The following is a 24813-nucleotide window of genomic DNA, read 5'->3' as shown; positions in this document are numbered from 1 at the left end:
GTTCAGGACTGTTCGGCGAGGGCGGCGAGCCGGTCGAGCGAGGCCTGCAGCTTGTCCTCGGTGGTGGCCCGGGCACGCGCGAGGCGGGTCTCATCCTGCAGCTGCGTCCAGTCGTAGGTGTGTGTCACCCGGGTGAGCGTCGCCTCGATCGGTTCCAGCACCCAACGCCACAGATGCCCGGGGGCCGGCTTTCCGGGCTCGCTTGGCCGCCATGCGATGCGGTGCCCCTCGACGAACTCGACCACATGGTTCTCCCGGACATTGCCCGACGTGAGCGTCATGACGAATACGTCGCCGACAGCGTGGACACGCTGCTCAGTGGACGCGTCGGACAGGTTGTCGTTGCCGTCCCAGCGGGGCTGTTGTGACGGATCTGCGATCAGCTCGAAGATTGCCGCGGCAGGCGCGGCAATCTCACGGCTGGCCGACACGATCCTCGATGGTTCATCAGCGGTATTCACCACCCCATCGAAGCACACGGCAACGGTCAGGTTTTCAGCAGACCTGAGCGGCGGCGAACGTAGTAGGCGAAGGCCGCCGCGGCCAGCGCAGCTCCCCAGATCGGCCACAGCAGCATCGGCAGCGCGGCAGCGCTGTCGCTTCCGCCCAGCACGCGGTACACGCGGGCGTTGCTCAGCAGGCTGACGCTGGCCGAGGTGACCGCCACCGCCACCACGAGCGCGGGGACGACAGCCAGCATGACCGGCACCCGCCGCCCGGCCAGACCGATCATCCAGCGGGGAAACACCTCGCCCCAGCGCTGAATCAGGCCCAGGGTCAGCACGCTTCCCACGACCGCGAAGCCGCCCAGCCCCGCCCCTGCCCACACCGCGCCGGTCTCCCGCAGGTCGCGAAGCATCTCGGGGGAAATGCCCATCGGGATCCCAGCGAGCCAGGCCAGCCGGCTCATCGCATAGGTCAGCGGAATCGCGGCCGCCAGATAGGTCACCGGTTTCGCCCACCGCAGCGGCGATTGCCCGGCCAGCCAACTCGGCCGTTGCCAGAGCAGGAGAGTCCGCGCGAGCAACAGTCCACCTAGGACACACCACAGCTGGTTGAGGATCGGCCAATTGATGACCTGATCGAAGTGGACCGGCGGCCAGCCGAACGGCGCCCCGATGATGAGCATCGGTGCGTAACCGGCCAGTGCCAGCACATTGACGTCGGGAACGATGACGAGCAGCGCCAAGGCCACCAGCCAGCCGTAAGTGAGTATCGCGTAGCGCGCCGGCCTGGCAAGGCGACCCCCCATGGCCATCGTCAGCGCCGCCATGGCAAGCATCACCACGGCGAAAATGAGCGCGCCGGTGTCTGTGGGCACGAACCGTAGCAGGGTGAGGTCATTGCCGGGATCGTTGGGGCCGAAGGGATATCCCCGGCCGGTGACCGTCCAGACGAGCGCGGTGACACCGTAGGTCAGTGTCCAAAGCATGGTGAGATAGCGAGTCATAGACCCAGCTTCGACGCGATCGCCGGGGAAAACCTCCCGCGCTAGCGGGACAGGCCTCCCCCGCTAGAGGGAGGGGCTGACAAACCCCGACTCGTAGGCGGCGATCACCGCCTGCGTCCTGTCCCGCGCGCCCAGCTTCATCAGCACGTTGCCCACGTGTGTCTTCACCGTCTCAATGCCCAGCGTCAGCCGTTGCGCCACTTCGGCATTGGACAGGCCAGCCGCCATCAGCCTGAGCACCTCGGCCTCACGCTCGGTCAGTTTGGCCTGCAACGGCAGATCGCGTTTCCTAGCGGCGACAAGCCTTCTGAGCGCTTCGGGGAATAGCAGCGACTCGCCTCTGGCCACGACACGAATCGCCTCGACCACCTCCTGCGGCCGGGCCCGCTTGAGCAGGAAACCGCTGGCTCCCGCTCGCAATGCGTCATACACATAGTCGTCGTTTTCGAAGGTGGTGATAACCAAAACCTTTGCTGTGGTACCAGACGAAGCCAGCCGACGCGTGGCCTGGATGCCGTCGATCGAAGGCAATCGCACGTCCATGAGCACGACATCCGGCCGATGACGCGAAACCAGAGCGGCGACCTCGGCGCCGTCGCCTGCCTCGCCCACCACCTCAAGGTCGTCCTCGGCGTCGACGATGGCACGCAACCCGGCCCGGATCAGTGGCTCGTCGTCGACTATCAGCACCCGCGTGGTCATCCGCGCCTCCTGCCCAGGGGAAGCTCCGCCCGCACCAGCCACCGGCCGCTCTCCGGTCCGGCGCTGAAACGCCCGCCCAGCAGGCGAACCCGCTCCCGCATCCCGATCACGCCCCCGCCGTGGTCCGCCGCTTCCGCGCCGGCCGGGTTGGAAAGCCATATCGACAGCGCCTCTGCGCTCACGGCGACGCGCACGCTGGCCTGCTTCGCCAGCCCGTGTCGCGCCGCGTTCGTCAGCCCCTCCTGCACGATCCGGTACGCCTCCCGCGACACCGCCACGGAGATCTCGTCAATCTTCCCCTCCACCGAGGCGTCGACGGTCAGCCCCGCCGCTTGCGCGTCGGCGAGCAGGGTGTGCAGGTCGGCAAGTGTCCGGGCCGGCCCCCGCGCTGCGGCCGGATCCCGAAGCAGCCCAAGCACATGGTCCAGTTCCTCCATCGCGGCGCGCCCGGTCTCCTCGATCGCGGTCAGCGCTTGCCTGACGAACTGCGGGTCGGTTTCCAGCACCCGGCCCGCGGCGGCGGCCTGAACGGTGGTCACGGTCAGCGCATGGCCGATCGAGTCGTGCAGCTCACGCGCCAGCCGGTTGCGCTCGGCCAGATGACCCGCCTGCGCCTCCAGCGCGGCGATCCTTTCCGATGTGGATGGTCCCAGCAACACCGGTGCCATGACGGCGGCCAGCGAACCAAGACCGGCCACGGTGTAGCCCAGCACGACGAGCAGAGCGAACCCGACCCCGGTCAGCCCCAGCCATCCCATGCCGGCGAGCGGCCCCAGCAGGTCGTCGCCGATGCCGAAGCGGGACACCAGGAACACCAACGCCATCGGCAGCGCGATCAGCAGCACCAGGCCGACCAGGCCGCCGGTGAGCAGGTGCAGGGCGAACCACAGCGCGGTGCGCAGCCGCGTCTCGCGATCCAGCACCGCCGCGGGCTCCGGCAGGTCGACGCCGAGCAGGCTGCGGGCGGCCGCCACCTCCAGCACCCGGGTGCCCCGAAGCACAGCCGGGACGAAGGCGATGACCAGGGCCACCACCAGCAGGACCGCGGTGGCCGCCCGGGGCGTCCGCGGATCGCTCAACAGCGTCGCGAAGACCACCCCGAGCTGCGCATAGGGCAGCACGATGACCCCGCCGAGCAGCAGAAAGAAGCCACGCCGGTAGGTGGTGCCGGCGTAGAGCGGAGACAACAGGCGACGGATCATCGCGTCCATTCTCACCCACGGCCATCAAAACAGGTGTCCGGGACAGCTGTCCCCCGGCTTCAGGCCAGGCTCCCAGCCGACCGGGTCCTCAGCCCATGTCACCGGGACAGCGGCGCACCCAGAATCACTTTGTCAGCGACCAAGAATCGTAAAAGGGGGTGACACGACATGAGCATTCTCAGACTGCAGACGCTGAAGCCGCGTACCACGGACCTCAGCTACTTCGGCAACAGCTGCACCAGCAGCCGCGACAACTGCTGCGTCGGTTCCGCCGAGGCGTAACGGTGTATTCGTGTGGGGGGCCGGGTTCCGCGCCCCCCACACGAGCTGTGTTGGGTGTGCGGACCTTCCGACTCATGACAAAGGTGATTGATAATGCGCGACGAACGATGGGTCAACCGTTTCCTGTTCGCTTGGAACGACACGCTGTTCTACGATCCGCTCGACACCCACTACCGGCCGAGAAAGGACCATTTCCTTTCCGCTCTGGACGAGGAGGTGCGCTCGCGGTTCGTGCGCGGAGGCATCTGGTGGAGTCACCGTCTCAATCCGAATCTGCCGTCGCAGGGGTGGAAGATTCATGTGTCGGCCACTCAGCGCAACGTGCACGAAGTCGCCGCCACGGCCATCGACTATCTGGTCGCGCGCCGCGCCGATTTCAAGATCGCGCTCGATGTCAACATCTTCGAGATGCTCAACTCCAAGGGCATGGCACGGGGCAACAGCGGCAAGTTCATCACGATCTACCCGCGCGACGACGACGAGTTCCGGGCCTGCCTTGCCGAGCTGACCTTGCGGTTGCGCGATGTGGAAGGCGCATATGTGTTGTCGGACATGCGATACCGCGACTGCAAGGCGCTTTACTTCCGATACGGCCAGTTCCGCGACACGCACACCGTCGACGCCATGGGCAGGCAGGTGCCTCACATCATCGCGCCGGACGGGCCGGTGACCGACGAGAGGCGGGCGGGGTTTGTCCAGCCGTGGTGGCTGGCGTGGCCGTTCACCGACTGGAAACCAGACCCCGAACCCGACGAGATCGAGCTGCTCGCGGGACGTTTCCGGGTCACCGACGCCATCCAGTTCTCCAGCGCCGGTGGGGTGTACCTGGCCGAGGACACCGCGGATGGCGACCGCATCGTCGTGTTGAAGGAGGCCCGTCCGCATACCAACGTCAACATACGCCGCGACCACGACGCGGTCGACATTCTCGCCCGCGAGTGGTCCTTCCTCAACCGCTTGGCCGACACGGGCCGCTTCCCTGCACCGGTCGCCACCTTCCGCCACTGGGAACATCACTTCCTCGCCGAGGAACATGTCGACGCGGCTGACATTCGCACGATCCTGTTTCAGCACAACCCGCTCGTGCAGCCGAGGTTCGAAGCGGCGCAGTCGCAAGAGTTTCTTCGTATCTTCCTCGCGGTCTTCCGCGGGCTGGCGCAGGCGATTCACGCGGCCCATGAGCGGCAGGTGATCCTGGGCGACCTCACCGCCACCAACCTGCTCATCGACCCGGAGACCTTCAAGGTCACGGTCATCGACCTGGAGTCGTGCCGGCTCAACGAATCCGAGGCGGCCGACCGGCATCTGCAAGGACCCGTCGAGTTGTATACGCCGGGGTTCTCCCACTCCAAGCGCGTCAACGGCGCCTCCGCAATGGAGGGAGACCTGTTCAGCCTGGCGGCCATCATGTCCTACTTCATTTTCCCGGTCGCGGCGATGTCGTACCTGCGTGATGACGTCTTCGGCATTTACCGGCTATTCATTGACCGGCTCGGCTGGCCAACGCGAATCCACGACCTGATCACCGATCTGGCGCAGGCCCGCATCTCGCTGGAAGACGTGCTCGAAATCCTGAACGGCGACACGGAGTTGCTTGCCCCGGTCGACGTTCCCCCGCGCCGGGCCGTCGCCGAGGAGAGCCTCGGTGTCGCCGAGATGGAGGCCGGGGTCGCCGGTTTCATCACGGCCGTGGCCGACGTGCAGCGCGCCACGCTGTTCCCGGTGGACCCCTTCGCGCACACCACCAACCCGCTGAGTCTGGGATTTGGGGCCAGCGGCGTGTTGTGGGCGCTCAAATCCTCGGGCATCGAGCTGCAGCCCGAGTGGACAACCTGGCTGCGCGACCGCGTGAAGAACATCGATCCGGCTGAGTACCCGGCCGGGCTGATGAACGGACTGGCCGGCGTGGCCTGGGCGGCCGACAGCCTCGGGCTGCGGGCCGAGGCAAGGGAGTTGCTCACCCGGGCGAACCAGCGCGCGGAACACTACGACGACTACACCTTCTACTACGGCCGCGCCGGGCTGGGCATGACGAACCTGCATTTCTATCTGCGCGACCGTTCCGAAGACGATCTGGCGGCGGCTCAGGAGTGCGCGAAACTGTTGTGCGACACCGCTCAGCGTGACGGCCGGCAAGCCTACTGGCTGAACAGTTTCACGACCGACGGGCCACTGACCGGGCTTGGGTTCGGCCAGGCCGGCGTGGCGCTGTTCCTGTTGCGGATGCACCAGGTCACCGGAGACGAGGCGTACCGGCGGCTGGGGCGAGACGCCCTCGACTGGGAGATGGCCAACGCACAGCCGTGGGACGGCGACTCGTTTACCTTCAAACACAAGGAAACCCTGGTGCCGTACGTCGAGGTGGGCGCCGCTGGCGTCGCGAAAGTGTTGCTGCGCTACGGCGACACCGACACCGCACGAGCCCTGTTGCGCGGGCTGGCTGTCGACTACACCAGCATGCCCGGCTACGGGTTCGGCATGTGCGGGATCGCCGACACGATGCTGGACGCGGCCACGATCCTGCGCGATCCCGGCTACCGCGACACCGCTTTGCGGCAGCTCGACTACGTCCGGAAGGTGTTCCTTTTCGAGCCGGCCGAGCGGTTCGCTGTGGCGCGCCAGGACGGGTTCACGCCGCTGGCCGTGCCGGGCGAAGGGCTGCTGCGCTGCAGCTGTGACCTCATGACCGGGTCGGCGGGCGTGCTGCGGTTGCTTCATCGGGTGAGGGTCGGCGGCATGGCGGATTTCCTTCTCGACGGGATTTAGCGGTGAAGGAGCTGTGGCGTACCCTGCAAGGGCATCGGCCCCAGGTCGTGGCGATAGTCGCCCTTGAGGCCACGCTCAGCGGTGGCGAAGGCGTGCTGCACCCGTTGCTGCTCAAGGAGATCTTCGACGAGGCCATCCTGGCCGGCAACTTCGCGAGATTCCTTCTGCTCGGCTTGGCGTACCTGGTGCTAGGTCTCATCATCAACTTTGGGTCCTACTGGATATCGTGGTGGCGCAAGCGGTTTGAGAACACGTTCGTGCTGTCCCTGGAGATGGAGCTACTCGACCGCACCCTCGACCAGGACGGCCGGCGGATCTCGGAGGCCGGTAATGCCTCCTACGTCAGCCGGATTCACCATGACGTGCATCAGGGTGTGCTGCCCGCCATCGACATCGCTGTGCGCATCGCCAAACAGGCCACTGGTTCGGTCGCTTTCGTCGGCGTGCTGCTGTACCTGTCGTGGCAGGCCAGCCTCATCCTGCTGCTCGTCGTCCCGCCGCTGGTGTTCATCAGCAACCGCCTCGCCAAGCGGATCGAGGAGAACACCGACCCGGAACGCGAGGCCGAGGCGTTCTACATCAACAAGCTGACCCGGACCCTGGAGTCGTTTCGCGCCATCCGCGGGATGCCGTTGCTGCGGCCCGGCGCTCGAGCGGTGAATGCCAACGCGCTGGGGCGATTCCTGGGCATCGGGCTGGACAACTATCGGCTGCAATTGAAGCAGCGCAAACTCAGTGACCTCATCATGAACCTGTGCGACACCTCATCCCTGATCGTCGGCGCCATTTTTGTTTTCGCCGGCCGCATGTCGTTCGGCGGCTTCCTCGCCTTCGTGAACTCGCTGTGGCGGGCGGTCACGGGAATCGTCGCCGTCATCAACCTCATTCCCCAGCTTCGCCGAAGCTCCGCCGTGCTGCGCCGAATCGGCGTGCTGCGCCACGCGCACCCGAGGCCTTACCACGACACGGGAGCCATGGTCGCGGTGCACGGGGTGCGGGTCACCTACAGCGACGGCACGACCATCGAGATCGACGATTTCGAGCTTCGCTCCGGCGAACATGTACTGCTACGTGGGCCCAACGGATGCGGCAAGACGACGTTGCTGCGCATCATCTCCGGTACCCTCGCGCCCGACACCGGCCTGGTCACGTTGCCGCCACGGGTCGCGTGTCTGACAGCCCCGGTCGAGCTGCCCCCGTTGCCGGTGCACAAGCTGGTCGGCGACGAAAAGCTGCGCGAGGCGATGGGGCTCGGCGGTCTGGCCGGCCAGCTGCCGTCGGAGCTGTCATCGGGCCAGCGGCAGAAGGCCGGAATCGCCGCGCTGCTCTGTGAAGACGCCGACGTCTACCTTGTCGACGAGCCGTTCGCGAACCTCGACGCGGACGGAAGGCGCAAGGTGCTGCGGGCGCTGGAAACGCGCACCCAAGGGCGCGGCCTCATCGTCGTACACCATGGTGATGAAGACCTCGACAGCTGGCTCGATCGGGTAGTGACCTTGTCCAGAAGCGAGAAAGCGTCCGTGTGAGGCGGGCGGAAGGCGTTCTGATACAGATTTCGGCGACCGATTCCCGACCGTGAGGCGAACGCGCAGGCACCGCATTGAGTCAAGTATTTCCATATTGCTGCTCGCCGTTGCGCTCGCTTACGTTCCTCCCAGCCCGGTGATCCCCGGGAATACCAAGGGAGGCACACATGAAAGCACCTTTCGGCGCCGCGATCCGATTTGGAGCCGCCGCCTTGCTGGGCTTGGCGCTCAGCGGGCTCGCCGCCGCGCCCAGCCACGCCACCGACCCAGAAGGTGGAGTCTTTCCGCAAGTGGTCGGCGGTGTCCGCGCCGCGCAAGGCGAGTTCCCGTGGATGGTCCGCCTGTCCATGGGATGCGGCGGCGCGATGTATACGCAGACGCTGATTCTCACCGCCGCGCATTGCGTGGACAACCTGGGCACCGGGCCCAACACCTCGGTCGGCGTGACTTGGGGTGCGGTCGATCTGCAGGATCCGGCGCGCACCACGCGCACCTCCGACTACATCCACATTGCGCCGGGCTACAACGGCAACGGCAAGGACTGGGCGCTCATCCGCATCTCCCAGCCGATCAACAGCCCGCTGCTCAAGCTGGCCACCGACACCTCGCTGCACACCGGCAACTTCACCGTCGCCGGCTGGGGCGCCGCCACCCAAGGTGGTCCGCAGCAACGATTCCTGCTCAAGGCCGACGTGCCGTTCATCACCGACACCCAGTGCGCCAGCGCGGGCGGCTCCTACACCGGCCTGATCGCCAACGAGGAGATCTGCGCGGGTAACTGGACCAGCGGAGGCGTGGACACCTGCCAGGGCGACTCCGGTGGCCCGATGTTCAAACGCAACGCCGCCAGCGAATGGATCCAGGTCGGCATCACCAGCTGGGGCATCGGCTGCGCCCAGGCGATGAACCCCGGCGTCTACACCGAGGTGCGCACCTTCGCCAGCGACATCTGCGCCGCCGCCACCATCCTCGGCGGCTGCCAGAGCGGCCTGTCGGTCAGCAACCCCGGCAACCAGAACAGCGCGCTCGGCACCGCAATCACGCCGGTCAATCACACCGCTTCCGGTGGGACAGCCCCCATTTCGTGGTCGGCGTCCGGGTTGCCCACGGGGCTGTCGATCAATTCTTCCTCCGGTGCTATTTCGGGTACCCCCACGGCCGCCGGAACATTCAACGTGAACGTGACGGCTGTCGACAGCTCCTCGCCGGCCAAGACGGGAAACGCCGCCTACACGTGGACAGTCGGCGCCCCGCCCACCCCGGGCTGTTCCGGCACCAACGGCACGGACGTGACCGTGCCTGATCTGTCCACTGTGGAATCGCTCATCACCATCACCGGCTGCGCCGGGAACGCTTCCGCGACCTCGACCGTGGCAGTCAACATCGTCCATACCTTCATCGGCGACCTCGTGGTGACGCTGGTGGCTCCGGACGGCAGCACCTACGTGCTGCACAACCGGGCCGGCGGATCGGCCGACAACATCGTCCAGACCTACACCGTGAACCTGGCGGGCGAGGCCGCCGACGGGACCTGGCGGCTACGGGTGCAAGACGCAGCTTCCGGTGACACCGGGCGTATCGACACCTGGACGCTGAACCTGGTCGGCGGCGGCACGCCTGCCTGCAACGGCGTCAACGGCACCGACGTGAACATCCCGGACAACTCCACAGTGACCAGCACCATCGTCCTCGCGGGCTGCACCGGCAACGCGGCGGCCGCCTCCACGGTGCAGGTGACCATCATCCACACCTTCATCGGCGACCTGGTGGTCACTCTGGTGGCCCCGGACGGCAGCACCTACGTGCTGCACAACCGGGCCGGCGGATCGGCCGACAACATCGTCCAGACCTACACCGTGAACCTGTCCTCCGAGGCGCGCAACGGCACCTGGACGCTGCGGGTGCAAGACGCCGCCACCGCGGACGTCGGCCGGATCGACACCTGGGCGCTCAGCCTGTAATAACCGCAAACTAACCGGCCCCGCCCACATCCGGGCGGGGCCAACCTACGTCAATGAAGATGATCTTGCCAGTCGGCCGGCACACGGCCAGCTGGACCGGGCACACCCTGCGCCACGGGATGATGATCAGGCGACGCCAGCCGGGGACCGGCCGACATCTGCTCGGATTGGTAGTCCCAGAACCAGTCCTCACCGGGCTCGTACGAGCGGATCAGTGAATGCCCGGTGGCGCGCCAATGTGCGGTGGCGTGCTGGGAAGGCGAGGTGTCGCAACAACCCACATGCCCGCACGCGGCGCACCTGCGCAAGTGAAGCCACCAGCCGCCGGCCTGCTCACACTCAACGCAGCCAGGGCCGCTGGGCGGCACGGACGTGTCAATGTCGGTTGCTGCCATCATTCCCCACGCCAAGAGTTGGGTGTCATGGCCAGCCTACTACCGCCAGCCCGCCCTCTTGTGCGGTAGGCGGATTTCGCCGACCTGGCGGGCGCGCAGCGGGTGCGGCGGTACCTTTGGCGGTGGGCGATCTGCGCGAGTCGACGGTCCGCGCAAAAGTGGATGGAACGCGAGCATGACCGATGTCAGCGGCAAACTGTCCCGGCTCCTGGACGATCCCGAAGTCAGGGTGGTGGTCTTCGGTTTGGCCCACACCCATGCGGAAGGGCCGGCGGCGGGTGCGCCACGCCTGCGCGAGGTGGTGCTGCACCTTGCCGGAACGTCAGAGCCCGATCAGTACAGCAGCTGGCTATCAGATGACGTGGCCAACCTGCCCATGACGGTTGCCCAGGTGAGGGCCGCGTTCGGCGCGGATGTCCTCGATGATCTGGCTGTTTACGCGAAGAGCAGCCCGGACGAGGTCGCCTGGCAGCTCGCGGAGGTGTTGCCCGATCTGGTCGACGCGGTTAGCCCCGGCGGTCAGGTCCTGGCGGCAAGCGAACTCGGCCGGCACCTCAGCGAGGCGGTGGAGGCCGATGACAGATCGGCCGGCCCGTTCGGCCCGCAACTTTATTAGCCCGCCCGCGCAGCGGCCAACAAGAGTCAGGTTCGGCACCACCATCACCTCGGCGGCGCCCGGTTCCGCCCAAGGCCTGTACCTGGTCGTCTCGGACATCGAGGCTGCGCGCGCTGAGCTGGCCGCCAGCGGTGTGCAGATCAGTGAGGTGTTCCACGCCGGGCAGCCGGGTGCACAGTTTCAGCCTGGCACAGGCGGTCGCGTCGACGGGCCGGCCGCGGACCGCGCCAGCTATGGCTCCTTTGCCACGTTCAGCGATCCGGATGGCAACGGCTGGCTACTGCAGGAGATCACGACGCGGTTGCCCGGCCGGATCGAGGCCAGCGAGACCACATTCGCGACCGTGAACGATTTGGCAAACGCGATGCGCCGCGCGGCAGCCGCCCACGGCGAACACGAAAAGCGCACCGGGCAGCACGACGACAACTGGCCAGACTGGTACGCCGAGTACATGGCGGCCGAGCAAACGGGCGCGGAGCCGCCCCTGTAGCGGCCCTGCCGCCGCAAGGTTGGCGCAAGGTAGGCGCGCAGGTCGCCGTACCACCATGGGATTTCCCAATCGCACCAAGGGATGGAGAAATTCCCATGAGAAAGCCAGCACTTGCCGCGGCTATTGTCGCGGCCACCCTCGCCGGCTCGCTGGGCCTGGCGGGCAGCGCGCTCGCCGGCGGCACCGATGCCGGCAACAGCACCTCCGTCGCCCGTACCAGCGACGGGCGCGCGGTCAACAACGAGACCGTCGCCAAGGAGGTAGCTGCTTTTTGGACGCCAGAGCGCATGGCGTCCGCAGTGGACCTCGACCTTCCGAAGTCCACCAGCACCCCCAGCTCGACAGGCCCTACGCCGAAGCCCAACGGGCGCCCCGGCGCGATCCCGCCCGCGCTGCCGTCCCTGGCCGGCACCAATGACTTCGGCATTCAGCTCAACGAATCACAGACCGTCGGCAAGGTTTACTTCACCCTCCCCAATGGTCAACCGTCCGGATGCTCAGCCAGCACCGTCAACAGTGGCAAGCGCCGGCTGGTCATGACCGCAGGTCACTGTGTACACAGCGGCGCGGGCGGCGGCTGGTTCAGCAACTGGGTGTTCGTTCCGCGTTACCGCAACGGGTCGATTCCCTTCGGCACCTTCACGGCTTCCCTGCTTACGGCCCGCACGGCCTGGATCAACAGCAGCAGCCAGGACGAGGACATGGGCATCGCCATCATGTTCAACGGCGGCTACTGGGGCCTGAAGGTCGTCGACACGGTCGGCGGCAACGGCTTGCGCTGGAACTGGGGCTACAACGTCGCCCTGATCACCGCCCTTGGCTATCCGCAGAATCTGGGCGGCGGCGAAAGCCAGCAGTACTGCCAAAGTGGCACCTGGTGGGCGGGCGGCCAGCAGATCCGCATGTGGTGCGGCATGACCTGGGGCGCCAGCGGCGGACCCTGGCTGCAGGACTACAACGACCAGAACGGCATCGGCTACATCAACAGCGTGGTCAGTCACGGAGACAACCCGGGCAACGGCCAGTTCGACGGCCCCTACTTCGACAACGACATCAAGAGCCTCTTCGACTACGCGGAGAGCCTTTCCCCGGCGTAGCGGCTTCGATTCTCCACGTGAGCCCTGGCCACCAACCAGGGCTCATGCCCTGATCTATGCCGCACTTCTCCCCTCATAGCTCTAACACGAAATTGAGACCGTCACGGTTGTAGATTCACCCATACGATTTTTGCGGGCACATCAGACGCCGCCGCGTGGCTAGGGTCGCCGGTCATGATGAGCAAATCGAAACGTCATCGCTTCCTGCTGCTCGGGTTGGCTGTCGTGCTGACGGCCCTGCCGGTGTACGGGCTCGGCCACCAGGAAGCGCAGGGCACCGAGGCGAACACAGTTTCCAGCGGGGCGTTGCCGGCCGGCAAGCGGTACACGGTGACGCTGCTGACCGGCGATGTGGTGACCGTCGTGACCGCAGCGTCGGGCTGTCCGCAGGTTTCGGTGAAGCCTGCCAAACCCAGTGGGGTTCAGCTGCGCAGCTGCGACACCCGTGGCCATGCCCGGGTGGTGCCCGCGGAGGTGGCCCCGCTGCTCGGCTCGGTGCTCGACGAGGCGCTTTTTGACGTGACCACACTGATCGAAGAAGGCTACGACGACGCGAGCACCAAGGAGTTTCCGCTGATCGTGCGCGGCGGCGCCGTTCCCCTCGCGCGTTCGGCGGCCAAGGCGCTGCCCAGCATCGGCGCGGTGGCCGTCAAGCAGGCCAAGGGAAGCGGGCTGGACTTTCTGAACAGCTTGCGGGCACAGCGTTCGGCCAAGCCGGCCGGCAAGGAAGCAGGCCCGCTGGTGCGGCTGGATCGGCGGGTTAGGGCGACCGCCTGGCAAGGCAAGCTGGATCCCAACCTTCCGCAGGTGAGCGCCCCGCAAGCCTGGGCGGACGGCTTCACCGGGAGCGGGGTCAAGGTCGCCGTGCTCGACACCGGCGCCGACTTCTCCCACCCCGACCTGGCCGGGCAGGTCGCCGAGCGGGCCGACTTCACCGTCGAGGGCGGCACAGCGGCCGACGGCCACGGACATGGCACCCATGTGGCCGCGATCATCGCCGGAACCGGCGCCGCTGCCTCGGGTGAGCGCCGTGGCGTGGCGCCCGGTGCGCAACTGGTGGTGGGCAAGGTTCTCGACGATGACGGGTTCGGCTCGGAATCGCAGATCATCGCTGGGATGGAGTGGGCAGCCACCCGTGCCAAGGTGATCAACATGAGCCTCGGCGGGTGGGAACCCAGCGACGGCACCGATCCCATGTCGATGGCGGTCAACGCGCTGACCGCCCAGCACGGCACGCTTTTCGTCATCGCGGCGGGCAACGAGGGCGTCGACAACTACATCACCTCTCCGGCCGCCGCGGCGGACGCGCTGACGGTCGGCGCGGTCGATTTCGACGACCAGGTGGCGTGGTTCTCCAGTCGCGGGCCGCTGATCAACACGCGTGCGGCCAAGCCGGAGCTCGTCGCGCCCGGCGTGGAGGTCGTCGCGGCCCGCGCCGCGGGCACGGGACTGGGCCGGATCATCGACTCCCGCTACACGTCGCTGTCCGGCACGTCGATGGCGGCACCGCATGCGGCCGCCGGTGCGGCGATTCTCTCGCAACGCCATCCAGATTGGACTCCGGCACAGCTCAAAAGCGCTTTGGTGGGCGCGGTCGACCCGTTGCCCGGTGCCGACACCTACGTCACCGGAGCGGGCCGGCTCAACGTGGCGCGGGCTCTGACCGGGGCCACCAGCGCGCAGCCGATCGTGCATCTGGGCGTGCTGCCCCATCCCCAGACCGGTACCGCTCAAACGGATCTGAGCTGGAACGACACCGGCGGCCGGCTTCGCTTCGAGGTCACCGCGACCGATCGTGGCGGCAGCCCGGCGCCGGCCGGCTCGGTGAGTTTTGACGGCAGGACGCTGAAGGTCGATCGGGCCCGCTTCGCCGATCGCTTCGGCTCTTTCACGGCCGTGGTCACGGCCCGTACTTCGCGGGGGGCGCTGGTTTCCACCACCCCGGTGACCTTCTTCATCGAGCCGCCGACCGTCGACCTGACGCTGTCGGCCACCCCACTGCCCGGCTCGACCTCGAGCTACGACATGAGCGCCTGGGCCCATATCGTCAACCTCGACGACCCGGCGCTGTTCGACGACGGCACCAACGTGGACCCGTGGGAGGGACCGGTCGTGATGCGGGTTCCCGCCGGGCGGTACAGCGTGATCTCGTCGTTTATCGATTTCAGTACGGGCGCGGCGGCGATCGTCGGTGACCCCGACGTGGTGGTCACCACCGACACCGCTCTCTTGCTCGATGCGGCCAACGCCAAGCCGGTCAAGGGGGCCGTCGAGGGTGTCGATACGGTCGCCAACCAGGTTGGGCTCACCACCGAGCAGACCGCGCGGCGCGGCTGGATGTGGTGGGAATGGGCCTACGCGTGGGGCGCCGACGCGGCGCGGGACAGCGTCTTCGCCGGCCCGGTTCAGGGTGTGAGCGTGGGCAAGTTCGATCTGTTCGCCTCGTTCAGTTTGCTCGCCCCCGGCGACCAGCCCAGCCCCTTCGTCTACGACCTCATTCAGGGGTACGGCAACGTGATCCCGGGCAACCTTTCGTTCACCCTCAGCCGGGCCGAGCAGGCGAAGCTGTCGCGTATCGATCAGCGGTTCCACCGGCTGGACAAACAGGGCAGCCAGACCTACCACAAACGTTATGGGGTAAGCCCTTCGGGCGTCTTCGTTCTCGAAGAGGACACCGGCAACCTGCCCCCCACCCGCATCGATTACCTCTCCCCCGGCTACCGGTACGTCGACGAGGCGTTCTACGACACCGGAGTCAGTTACGCGGTGGGCGCGATCGAAGCGAGGCACACCTATGCGCCGGGAAGCCGCCAGGAGAAGGTCTGGATTCGCCAGCCATTGCACTCCGACTGGTACGACGACCCCTCCGAGTCGACCAGCGGATGCGTGCCCTATCCGATCCGGCGCACCCGTGAACAATTGCGGGTCGAGCTGGTCAATCTCGCCGATCAGCACCAGCGCTTCAACTGCGGCGGTCTGGGCAAGGTCACCCAGAGCCTGACCCTGCACCGCGACGGCCAGCTCCTCGGCGAGTTCGCCGGATCGGCCGGCCAGTTCACGATTCCCGCCGCGGCGGGCACCTACCGGTTGACCTATGACCTGGACGCCGGTGCCACGCTGCCGGTTTCCACCCGGGTCACCACGGCGTGGACGTTCCGTTCCGCGGCCCCCAAGGGCACCGACGATGCGCCGCTGGCGCTGCTGTCGGTCGATTACGCCCTGGCCCTGGATCAGGCCAACCATCCTGTCGACGGCCGGTCGTCGTTCACCGTCAGGCAGGCGCATGGTGTGTCGCCGCAACGCATCGCGTCCTTCGCCCTGTCGGTCTCGCTGGATGACGGGGTGACCTGGCAAACGGTCACCGTGCGCCGGGACGGCCCGGAAAGGTTCAGCGCACAGCTTCCCCGCCCCGCCGCGGGGCAGGCGGTGTCGCTGAAGGTGAAGGCCGACGGGGCCGCCGGAAGCGCGATCGAGCAAACCATCATCCGCGCCTACGGCTGATCCACCTCGCCCAAGCGCCCGGCGGCCGGTCCGCCGGGCGCTTGACCGGTTGGCCCCACCCGATCGCGCGATCGGCAGCCTTGGCCCGGGCCGGTACATTGGCGGGCATGAACGGATGGCACGTCGATCCCGCGGAGCTTCGCAAGCAAGGCCGGCTGGTCATGGACATAGCCACCGAGATGGCCGAGCCGATCGCCGCGCTGGGCTCGGGTCCGGCTGGATTCTCGGCATCCGTGGCGCTGGATAGGCGCACCAAGCAGTGGCTTGCCGATCACACCGCCCTCACCCCCTCGGTGGGTGACGCGGGTCAGGCGCTGGTCGCCTCGGCCGACAACTACGAGGCGAGCGACAGGTTCTCGCGATGATCCGATTCGTTGATCTGTCCAATGCGGACGTAGATGGGCTGTTCCAGCTCAGTGATCAATGGCGGCGCGAAGCTGCCACCGATCGGCGCCATAGCGATGCGCTGCGCGACATCTGGGACGGGCTGCCGCACGCCTGGCAGGGCGACGCGGCCGATGTGGCCATCGCCAAGCTCGCCGAGCTCACCGACAGTGTCGAAAGAAGCGCCCAGGAGGCGGAACGGACAGCGGATGCGCTGCGCAACTTCGGGCAAGAGCTCGGCGCGGCGCAGCGAGCATTGCGCGACGCCGTGGACAGCGCTCACCGGCAGGGCCTCGATGTGGTGCTCGGCCACGTCATCGCGCCCGAAACCGACCCGGAGCAGGGCCAGGACAAAAGAGCTCTGGTGCCACCCGCACAGCGCGCCATCGACCACGCGCTGGAGCTGGCACAGCAGGCCGACCTCACCGCCGCCGCGGCGCTCGGCCTGCTTTCGGCCCTGCATCGCGCCGGGGTGACCCCGGACGTGATGGATCTGCTGGAAAGGTCTTTCACCCCAGCCGAGATCGCCACAATGGAGCCGGGCCGGCTTCGCTCCATTTTGGACGTGGGACGCCGGATGCACGACGCCGGAATCGATCTGTCCAGAGTCCAGCGCATCAAGTCCTCGTGGAATGCCAATACCGACGGGATCGAGCTGGAGTTGCGGGAGCCGCTCAACCTCGATCCGGCGGTGTTCGTCGAGGACACCGGCGCCTTCGGATACGACTTCCAGCACTTCTTCGGGGGTCAGGAGGCCTTTCCGCCGGAGCACACCGTCGCGCACCGGGAGATCTCCAAGGACGGCACTTCGCCCGCCCTGCATGTGCTGCAGCGCGACAACGGGGTGGCCCAGGTGCACATCGACTTCGTACCGGTGGCGGAGGGCCGCGATGACGACGGCACACCCAACCACATCATCACCAACGTCCCGGAACACATCATCAAGGACCTGACCGGTGTGTCGCATGACGATGACGTGTTCGACCGCTACAACAAGCTCGACCATCCGGTACCGAAGATCGAGGAGAAGCTGCGCGAGCTGGCTTGGCAGGGTGGCCAGGACACGCCCGAGGCCAGGCGGCTCACCGCTGAAATCGAGCAGCTGCTGGAGCAGGAGCGCTGACCCGCGGTCAGCTGCCGGGCACGCCTCTGACCGCGTCCCGGCCGGCCAGAGCGATGACGCTGATCGGCAGCTGCAGCTGCGTCTGCAGCGAGTCGTCGGGCAGTTGCGGCCTGGCTTGCGACGCGACGACCGCCACCATGGTCGCTAGGAGCAGCAGGAGCGAAACTATCGGGCAGATCAGGCCAATCAGGATCAGGGTATCGACACCCATGATTGCCGTGAGCACGCACATGGTCACGGTGAGCACGGCGAAACGCAACGCCCACACCAGACTGCTGTAGGCGCGCTGGCGTCGCAGGGTCGAAGCCAGCTCGGCGCGGGTGGCACCGGCGATCGTCATGGTGTCCTCCCAAGGGTCGGATCGGCACGTCAGTTTTTCCCGGTTGACGCCGCGTCAAACCCAGGCGAGGCCGGCTTCTAGAGTGGACCTGGTGTCCACGCCCCGCATTTCCCCGGTATGGCTCGTTCTGATCGGCATCCTCTCGGTGCAGTTCGGCGCGGTGGTCTCCAAAGGCCTGTTCGCAGAGATTCCCCCGGTGGGAATGGTGTTCCTCCGGCTCACGACCAGCTCACTGATCCTGCTCGCCTTCTTCCGGCCCCGGCTGCGCGGCCGGACGGTCGCCGACTGGCGGCCGGTGCTGGCGCTGGGGTTCGCGCTCGGCGCGATGAACTGGGCTTTCTACGAGTCGTTCGCCCGCATCCCGCTCGGGGTAGCGGTCACCATCGAGTTCGCGGGCCCGCTGCTGGTGGCCGCGTTCGGCAGCCGCCGGCCCCGCGACCTGGTGTGGGTGGGCCTGGCCGCGGCCGGCATCACCCTGTTCGGAGTCGGCCCCACCAAGGTCGACGCGATCGGGTTCGGTCTGGCGCTGGTCGCCGGCGGTTGCTGGGCGCTGTACATCGTGTCGACCGCGGCCACGGGACGCCGCTGGGCCGGCGTCGAAGGGCTGGCCGTGGCGAGCACCATCGCCACGCTGGGGATCGCCCCTTTCGCGGTGGCGCAGGCCGGTCAACAGCTGCTCGACCCGCGGCTGCTGGCGCTGGGGGCGCTGGTCGGCCTGCTCAGTTCGGTGGTCCCCTACAGTCTGGAAATGGTGGCGCTGCGCACCATGCCGCCGCGGGTCTTCGGCATCCTGATGAGCCTGGAACCGGCTGTCGCGGCCCTGGTCGCGGCGATCCTGCTCAGCGAATGGCTCACACCCCTGCAGGTGGTGGCGATCGCGTGTGTGACGGCCGCGAGCGTGGGCGCCGCCCGCACGGAGTCCGGCCCCAAGGCCCAGCCCCAGGACTAAATGAGACTCCTTTCTGGGTACCGATTCACGGCCCGACGTAGCGCAGCACCGCGAGAACACGGCGGTGGTCCGTATCGGACGGGGGAAGGTCCAGCTTGGTGAAGATGGTGGTCACGTGCTTTTCCACCGCCCGCTCGGTGATCACCAGGCTGGCCGCGATCGCGGCATTGGACCGCCCCTGCGCCATCAACGCCAGCACTTCGCGCTCGCGCGGGGTCAGCCTGTTCAGCGCCTCCCGGCGTCGGGTGGCTCCGAGCAGCTGCGTCACCACCTCGGGGTCGAGTGCCGTCCCGCCACCCGCGATCCGCTCCAGCGCCTCAATGAAGTCGTCGATGTCGGCCACCCGCTCCTTGAGCAGGTAACCCACCCGGGCGGAAAGGCCTTGCAGCAGCTCGGCCGCGTAGCGCAGCTCCACATATTGGGAGAACAGCAGCACGCCCAGATCCGGGAACTGCCGGCGCAGCCGCAGCGCCGCCCGCAACCCCTCGTCGGTGAACGAAGGCGGCATGCGGATGTCCACCACCGCCACATCCGGCCGATCCAGCTCGATCTGCGCGAAGAGGGCCTCGGCGTCGGCGACCGCCACGACCGCGTGGCCACGCATCGTCAGCAGCGCCGTCATGCCATCGCGCAGGATGGCGGCGTCCTCGGCAATCACTATCCGCATCCGGTCACCGCCTAGGCGTGCCAGGGCAGCCGGACCGTGACCACGGTCGGCCCCCCGACCGGGCTGCTCACCGTCAACGTGCCGTCGACCGGGCGGACGCGGTCGGCCAGCCCGGACAGCCCCGTCCCGCCATTGGCGTTGGCGGCGGCCCCGCCGATGCCGTCGTCGGAAACCTGCAACTCCCACCCTCCATCCCGTTCCACAACGTCCACTTTGGCCTGTCGAGCCTGACTGTGCCGGGCCACATTGGCCACCAGTTCGCTGGCACAGAAGTAGGCGATCGTCTCGATGGCCGGCGCCGGCCGCCGGGGCAGAGCGACGTTCACCACCACCGGCACCGGGCTGCGGGCGGCCAGGGATTGCAGCGCCTCGGTCAGGCCGCGGTCCAGCACCGGCGGGTGGATGCCGCGGGCCAGGTCGCGCAGCTCGCCGATGGCCTCCTTGGCGTGGGTGTGGGCGGCTTCGGCCAGCTCGCGGGCGATGGCCAGATCCGGTGTCTCCTGCCGGAGCCGGTCGCGCAACATCGCGAGATCCATCGCCAGCGCCACCAACCGGACCCCAGCGCCGTCGTGCAGATCGCGCTCGATGCGACGCAAGGTCGCGGCCGCGTTGTCGACGGCCAGTGCCCGGGTCTGCTCCAGGTCGCGGACCCGTTCCCGCAGCAGCCGCCGGCCGAGCAGCCGGCCCATCAGGTACAGGTCGAGCCGCACCAATCCGTGCACCACCCACGGCGCAACGAACAGCAGTACCAACCCGATCGCGAAGGCCAGCCACGCTGGCGCGAGGCTGTATCCGACGATGACGTTCCCGAGCAGCGGACTAGCAATTCCGGCCGCGGCGCACAGCCAGAACCCGGCGCCGACGCCGACCATCAGGATGCCGTAAGGCAGCCGCAGAAAGGCGTAGGCAGCGGCCCGCCAGCTAGCCCCGTGGCCTATCTGGGCGAGAATCCAGGCGATCGGCCCCGGCTCGGCCGGGCGCGGTCCACGCTCCGGCGCCTCGATGTCGATGTGCAGCACCGTCCTGGCCAGACGCCGGTAAACGCGCCCCCACCAGCGCGCCATCCACAGGGTGACCGCGATCGATGGCGGCACGATCGGCGAGAACATCCCGTACACACCCACCAGCCCGAATACGGCCAGGGGCAGCGAGGCCCACACGTAGGCCAGTTCCCGCCAGGCCCGGCGGGAGAACGGCGCGTACAGAATCCGGTGCACGCATTCATGCTGGCCGCTGGACGGCAGCCGAGCCAACCGTGGCACCATGCGTCTGTGTGGTACGGGTACCCGTACCACACAGATCGTGCAATCAGGTCCTAGAGGCGATACCAGCTTTCCCACTGGCTGCTGTCACAGTTCACTGTGCGCAGGCCTAGGATGCTGTCCTCCATGCAGTAGCCGGTTGCCTGGTTCTGGAACCTGCGTGTGTTGTCGGCCCAGTACACGACCCACCAGCTCTGGTTCGTGCTGCTGTTACAGGTCAACGTGCGGAAGCCTTGGTTGCCGTCGTAGATGCAGCGGCCGGTGTTGACGTTCTGGAACCGGACGGTGCCGTCGTTCCAGGAGTGCACGATCCACTTCTGGGCGTTAGTCCCGTTGCAGTTGTAGGTCCTGAAGCCGGCCGGAGTGTCGTCGATACACTTTCCGGTGCCCTGGTTGCTGTAGCTCCAAATGGGATCCGCGGCCTGTGCGGCGGGCGCCTCGACGAACACAGCGGCCGCCACCGCCACGGCCAGCATCGCGAGCAGAGCCCTGAACGTCCGTGTCATGCTGTTCCTTCCCCCTCGTATCGCGCGCAGTAACCGAACGTGCTCAGGGTGCGGCCCGGCCGACGTGCCGGACACCTGCGAGCTTCCAGGATCGGTGCACTGGCCTTCAGCCACGTGAGCCGGTAGCCTGCGCTCACCGCAGGATGGCTTGGTGGGGGTCGGGGAAGCCGAGCCGGGCGCAGATCGCTATCGCCTTGCCCAGCTGCCGCTGGGCCTGTTGCTGGTCCCCGAGACGATCAAGGATCATCGCGGTTCCGTGCAGCCCCTTGGCTTGCTGGAAGAGGTCGCCGCTGGTTCGGGCCATGTCGATGGCCTCTCGATGGCATTGCAGCGCTTCGGCTTGCTGCCCCGCGGCGGGTAACGCTGCGCCGAGGTGGTTGAGGGTGGCTGTCTGATCGATCCACATGCTGCGCTCGCGGAAGATTGCGAGGGCCTGGCGATGCCGGGTGACTGCCTGTTCGGCGCAGCCGGTGGCCAGATATTGCCGGCCCATCCCGTCGAGGGCGTATGCCTGCCCGAGGACATAACCGTGCTCCTCATGAATGGCCAGGGCATCTTCGCAATGGCGTAGCGCCTTTTCGTGTTGGCCGAGTCTGCCCAGAATCACCGCGGTCGTGGTCGCGGCCATGCCTTCGCCGATCCTGGAGGTGCCCTTGCGCAGGGCCTGAGCGTATTCGGCCTGGCGCAGCGCCTCGTCGTGCAAGCCTTGCAGGGACAGGACTTCGGCGAGATTCATGAGCGCGCCGCCAGCCATCGTGCGGTCGCCGAGCTCGTCGAACATGGTGACACATCGCCGAAGGCCGATCAGCGCGGCGCTGTAGCGGCCGTGAAGGCGGTCGAGCATGGCAATGTTGACCAGCTGAATGGCCTGGGCCCAGCGATCGCCTTTGCCGAGGGCGGCCCGGTGCGCGTGTTGAAGATGTTCGGCTGCCTCCCTGGTCTGTCCAAGCGACAGGTGCACCGCCCCGAGAGATCCAGCCATCAGGTCGGCGCCGTGGTGGTCACCGAGCTGTCGCATGATCGCCTGTGCTTGCCGGTGCAGATCGAGCGCGTCGTGCAGGCGTCCCCACCGGGAGTGGTACAGCCGCCCGAGGCTAAGCAGCGCAGCCGCTTCCGAGGCGCGGTCGCCCAGCTGGCGTGCGGAATGCAGGGCAGCTTCGTAGACCACGAGCGCGTCGGCGAGGTGGTCGTTGCGCCACAACAGATAGGCGAACATGACAGCGCCGAATCTGGTGGCGTGCTGCGGGAAGCCGTGACGGGCCGCGTACAGGATGACATCTATGAGGGTTTGCCGTTCCGTGGTCAGCCATTCCATCGCCTGGTCAGCGTCGAGCCACGCAGGCAGTTCCGCCGACGGCACCATGTTTCGAGGGCGCTGTCGGCGGGTGCCGGGCATAGCCAGGTCCATCGCCTCGGCCGCGGCTGCCAGGTAGAAGTCAAGCAGCCGGGTCGCTGCGGCGGTGATGTCGTTCGCCGTCTCCTGGATGGTGGCCAGCCGCACGGCGTAGGCGCGCAACAGGTCGTGCAGACCGAGGTGGTCCGGCGGCACGGGCTGGATCAGGAAGCCCCGGCGCAAAGTGTCGATCATCTGCTGGGTGTCGTGGACGTTGGTACCGGCCAGGGCCGCGGCCGCGTAGGTGTCGATCGCCGCGCCGGGATGCAGGCCCAGCAACCTGAACAGGCGGGCCGTCGCCGGGTCGAGCTGGCGGTAGGACCAGGAAAACACCGTGCTGATGGCGGTGCGCTCATCGGCGTGCAGCAGGTCCAGCCGGCGCTGTTCGTCGCCCAGTTCCGCCACCAGATCCGCCAGCGCCATGGCGGGTCTGCTGAGCGCCCGCTCGGCCGCTATCCGCAGCGCCAGCGGCAGACATCCACACTGATCGGCCAACGCGGCCACAGCCTGTGGCGAGGACTGCGCACGCCCGCCGATCAGCTCCGTGAGCAGGTGGCAGGCCTCGGCGTGAGGCAGCACGTCCAGGTCGATGCGCTGGGCGCCTTGGCTGGCGACCAGCCCGGCCAAGCTGTCCCGGCTGGTGACCAGCACACAGCACGAACCGGCGCCGGGCAGCAATGGGCGCACCTGCTCGCTGTTGGCCGCGTTGTCCAGCACCACCAGCATCCGCTTGCCAGCCAGACGGGTGCGAAAGCGCGCCGCGCGGGCGGGCAGCTCCACCGGCAGGTCATGAATGCCAAGGCGTACCAGAAACTGGGCCAGGACATCGGCGGGCTGCAGCGGTTCCTCGGTATCGAACCCGCGCAGGTCGATGTAGAGCTGCCCGTCGGGGAAACGGTCGGCGATCCGGTGGGCCCAGCAGATGGCCAGTGTGGTCTTGCCGATCCCCGCCGCGCCGGCCACGGCGGAGATCACCACGGTCGCCGGCGTCTGCTTGCCCAGCAGCGCATCCAGTCTGGCCAGCTCGCTGACGCGGCCGACGAAGCCGGCCGTCAACGCCGGCAGCTCCGCAGGGACGCGTTCTGACGCCGACGCGCTTTGGCGGTGAGCGATTGTCGCCGTCGGCGGGGAAACCGGCCGCTCGAGCTCGCCCTTGAGAATTCCTATATGGACCTTGGTCAGGTCGGTGCCGGGTGAGCTGCCCAGCTTGTCGGCGAGGCGGTCGCTGGTGGTGTGAAACAGTTGCAGCGCCTGAGCTTCGTCGCCCGCGGCATACAGGGCATGCATAAGGGCGGCGACGGCACGTTCTTGGAGCGGGTCATCAGCGACGATCTCCGACAGGGGTCCGATCAGTTCCGCCGGGTGACCATCGCGGATCTCGGCACGTGCCCAGGCCAGGACCGCCTCAAGGCGTTGCAGACGCCAGCTTTCGCGGATTCCCTGCGCCCACTCGCCGCTCAATCCCGCCAGCGGCTCGCCACGCCACAACGATTGCGCCTTGCGCAGCAACGCCAGCTGCTCCGGCACGGCTATCCCCGGCTGCGAAGCCTCCCGCAGAAACCGCCTGAACTGAAAGATGTCCACCTGCTGCGGCCCGATCCGGAGCACGTAGCCACCGCCACCTCCCTCCAGCCGCGCCGGATCGCCCAGCCCCGCTTGGCTTTCGAACAGGCGCCGAAGGTTGCTGACGTGTGCTCGAAGGCTGGCCCTGGGATCGGCGCTGGGATGGTCTCCCCACACTCGGCGGATCAGCGTCGTCGTGGTGACCAGCCGGTCGGCGTCGGCCGCCAGCGCCGCCAGCACGATGCGCCGCTGCGGCTTTCCGATGTCGACAGCCTGCCCACCTGCCAGCACCTCGACTGGGCCCAACAGCCGGATCTCCACACCACCCCACCCATCCAGACACTGGCTATACCAAATCAGGGCTGCTGGCAGCGCGGCAATCAATCGGCAACGATCCGACACCGGCCCCGATGCCAAGGTCGTCGCAACAGCCTTGCCAAGAAGGAGAGCGACATGACAGCCAAACGACTGATCGCCACGCTGATCGCCGCCGCCGCTTTGACGGTCGGGGCCGCGGCCGTCGCGCCGTCGGCCGCGTTGGCCGGCCCGGTGGGAACTCAGGCCACCACCGTCAGCCTGCGCAGCGCGATGAACAACAAGTGCCTGGAGATCCTCGGCCTCAACAACAGCAACGGCGC

Annotated in this window: 22 protein-coding genes; 12 read left to right on the top strand and 10 right to left on the bottom strand. The window is 67.5% G+C overall.

The genetic code is table 11. From position 1 onward, the window contains the following. Window positions 1–2: 2 nt before the first annotated feature. The 4 genes from Rhe02_RS40165 to Rhe02_RS40150 form a co-directional block, all read right to left on the bottom strand. On the bottom strand, window positions 3–461 hold the full coding sequence (locus Rhe02_RS40165) for an SRPBCC family protein (RefSeq protein ID WP_203913749.1): 459 nt from the start codon (window positions 459–461) through the stop codon (window positions 3–5). Window positions 462–487: 26 nt separating this feature from the next. After that, window positions 488–1450 (bottom strand): hypothetical protein, encoded by a 963-nt coding sequence (locus tag Rhe02_RS40160; RefSeq protein ID WP_203913748.1) that lies wholly within the window; start codon window positions 1448–1450, stop codon window positions 488–490. Between the two features lie 63 nt (window positions 1451–1513). Continuing rightward, entirely contained in the window at window positions 1514–2152 is a 639-nt protein-coding gene (locus Rhe02_RS40155; RefSeq protein WP_203913747.1) for a response regulator, read from the bottom strand. Continuing rightward, window positions 2149–3354 carry a sensor histidine kinase gene (locus Rhe02_RS40150; RefSeq protein WP_203913746.1) on the bottom strand — a complete coding sequence of 402 codons (1206 nt, stop codon included), beginning with the start codon at window positions 3352–3354 and terminating at the stop codon, window positions 2149–2151. Before Rhe02_RS40150 ends, Rhe02_RS40155 begins: the two co-directional genes overlap by 4 nt. Before the next feature lie 168 nt (window positions 3355–3522). On the opposite strand from Rhe02_RS40150, the gene Rhe02_RS40145 reads away from it, so the two are divergent. The 4 genes from Rhe02_RS40145 (at window position 3523) to Rhe02_RS40130 (ending at window position 9889) form a co-directional block, all read left to right on the top strand. Then, on the top strand, window positions 3523–3636 hold the full coding sequence (locus tag Rhe02_RS40145; protein WP_203913745.1) for a class III lanthipeptide: 114 nt from the start codon (window positions 3523–3525) through the stop codon (window positions 3634–3636). A gap of 93 nt (window positions 3637–3729) precedes the next feature. After that, window positions 3730–6402: a class III lanthionine synthetase LanKC gene (gene lanKC / locus Rhe02_RS40140; protein ID WP_203913744.1), complete on the top strand. Its 2673-nt coding sequence runs from the start codon at window positions 3730–3732 to the stop codon at window positions 6400–6402. A 2-nt stretch (window positions 6403–6404) separates the two neighbouring features. Then, window positions 6405–7928 (top strand): ATP-binding cassette domain-containing protein, encoded by a 1524-nt coding sequence (locus Rhe02_RS40135; RefSeq protein WP_203913743.1) that lies wholly within the window; start codon window positions 6405–6407, stop codon window positions 7926–7928. Between the two features lie 167 nt (window positions 7929–8095). Continuing rightward, window positions 8096–9889: a trypsin-like serine protease gene (locus tag Rhe02_RS40130; RefSeq protein ID WP_203913742.1), complete on the top strand. Its 1794-nt coding sequence runs from the start codon at window positions 8096–8098 to the stop codon at window positions 9887–9889. A 50-nt stretch (window positions 9890–9939) separates the two neighbouring features. On the opposite strand, the gene Rhe02_RS40125 is transcribed toward Rhe02_RS40130, so the two are convergent. Beyond that, window positions 9940–10284, bottom strand: a complete 345-nt coding sequence (locus Rhe02_RS40125; RefSeq protein ID WP_239124361.1) for a UBP-type zinc finger domain-containing protein — start codon at window positions 10282–10284, stop codon at window positions 9940–9942. Between the two features lie 175 nt (window positions 10285–10459). On the opposite strand from Rhe02_RS40125, the gene Rhe02_RS40120 reads away from it, so the two are divergent. From Rhe02_RS40120 to Rhe02_RS40095, 6 genes are all read left to right on the top strand, one after another. Further along, window positions 10460–10900: a YidB family protein gene (locus Rhe02_RS40120; RefSeq protein WP_203913740.1), complete on the top strand. Its 441-nt coding sequence runs from the start codon at window positions 10460–10462 to the stop codon at window positions 10898–10900. Then, window positions 10860–11390: a VOC family protein gene (locus Rhe02_RS40115; protein WP_203913739.1), complete on the top strand. Its 531-nt coding sequence runs from the start codon at window positions 10860–10862 to the stop codon at window positions 11388–11390. Before Rhe02_RS40120 ends, Rhe02_RS40115 begins: the two co-directional genes overlap by 41 nt. Before the next feature lie 95 nt (window positions 11391–11485). Next, window positions 11486–12487 (top strand): trypsin-like serine peptidase, encoded by a 1002-nt coding sequence (locus tag Rhe02_RS40110; RefSeq protein ID WP_203913738.1) that lies wholly within the window; start codon window positions 11486–11488, stop codon window positions 12485–12487. Window positions 12488–12661: 174 nt separating this feature from the next. Beyond that, entirely contained in the window at window positions 12662–15988 is a 3327-nt protein-coding gene (locus Rhe02_RS40105) for a S8 family serine peptidase (RefSeq protein WP_239124356.1), read from the top strand. A 107-nt stretch (window positions 15989–16095) separates the two neighbouring features. Beyond that, complete coding sequence (locus Rhe02_RS40100; RefSeq protein WP_203913737.1) at window positions 16096–16353, top strand: hypothetical protein; 258 nt, start codon at window positions 16096–16098, stop codon at window positions 16351–16353. Continuing rightward, the gene (locus tag Rhe02_RS40095; protein WP_203913736.1) at window positions 16350–17495 is read left to right on the top strand and encodes a WXG100 family type VII secretion target; all 1146 of its coding nucleotides are present in this window, start codon (window positions 16350–16352) and stop codon (window positions 17493–17495) included. The genes Rhe02_RS40100 and Rhe02_RS40095 overlap by 4 nt, the downstream gene beginning before the upstream one ends. A 7-nt stretch (window positions 17496–17502) precedes the next feature. Here Rhe02_RS40095 and Rhe02_RS40090 read toward each other — a convergent pair whose 3' ends face one another. Continuing rightward, entirely contained in the window at window positions 17503–17835 is a 333-nt protein-coding gene (locus Rhe02_RS40090) for a hypothetical protein (RefSeq protein WP_203913735.1), read from the bottom strand. Between the two features lie 91 nt (window positions 17836–17926). Between Rhe02_RS40090 and Rhe02_RS40085 the strand changes: the two genes are divergently transcribed. Beyond that, complete coding sequence (locus tag Rhe02_RS40085; protein ID WP_203913734.1) at window positions 17927–18784, top strand: EamA family transporter; 858 nt, start codon at window positions 17927–17929, stop codon at window positions 18782–18784. 25 nt (window positions 18785–18809) lie between these two features. On the opposite strand, the gene Rhe02_RS40080 is transcribed toward Rhe02_RS40085, so the two are convergent. From Rhe02_RS40080 to Rhe02_RS40065, 4 genes are all read right to left on the bottom strand, one after another. Next, window positions 18810–19451, bottom strand: coding sequence for a LuxR C-terminal-related transcriptional regulator (locus Rhe02_RS40080; protein ID WP_203913733.1), 642 nt, complete (start codon window positions 19449–19451; stop codon window positions 18810–18812). A gap of 11 nt (window positions 19452–19462) precedes the next feature. Continuing rightward, a complete protein-coding gene (locus Rhe02_RS40075; protein WP_203913732.1) occupies window positions 19463–20668 on the bottom strand; it encodes a sensor histidine kinase in 1206 nt (401 codons plus the stop codon). A 98-nt stretch (window positions 20669–20766) separates the two neighbouring features. Next, on the bottom strand, window positions 20767–21219 hold the full coding sequence (locus tag Rhe02_RS40070) for an RICIN domain-containing protein (protein WP_203913731.1): 453 nt from the start codon (window positions 21217–21219) through the stop codon (window positions 20767–20769). A 133-nt stretch (window positions 21220–21352) separates the two neighbouring features. Further along, entirely contained in the window at window positions 21353–24496 is a 3144-nt protein-coding gene (locus tag Rhe02_RS40065; RefSeq protein WP_203913730.1) for an AfsR/SARP family transcriptional regulator, read from the bottom strand. Window positions 24497–24628: 132 nt separating this feature from the next. Here Rhe02_RS40065 and Rhe02_RS40060 point away from each other — a divergent pair. Beyond that, a partial coding sequence (locus tag Rhe02_RS40060; RefSeq protein ID WP_203913729.1) for a hypothetical protein occupies window positions 24629–24813 on the top strand: 185 nt, incomplete at its 3' end.

This window comes from Rhizocola hellebori (genome assembly GCF_016862955.1).
In the GTDB taxonomy this organism is placed as follows: domain Bacteria; phylum Actinomycetota; class Actinomycetes; order Mycobacteriales; family Micromonosporaceae; genus Rhizocola; species Rhizocola hellebori.
Note: the sequence above shows the minus strand (reverse complement) of the source record. Positions and strands in the feature narration are given on the sequence as shown.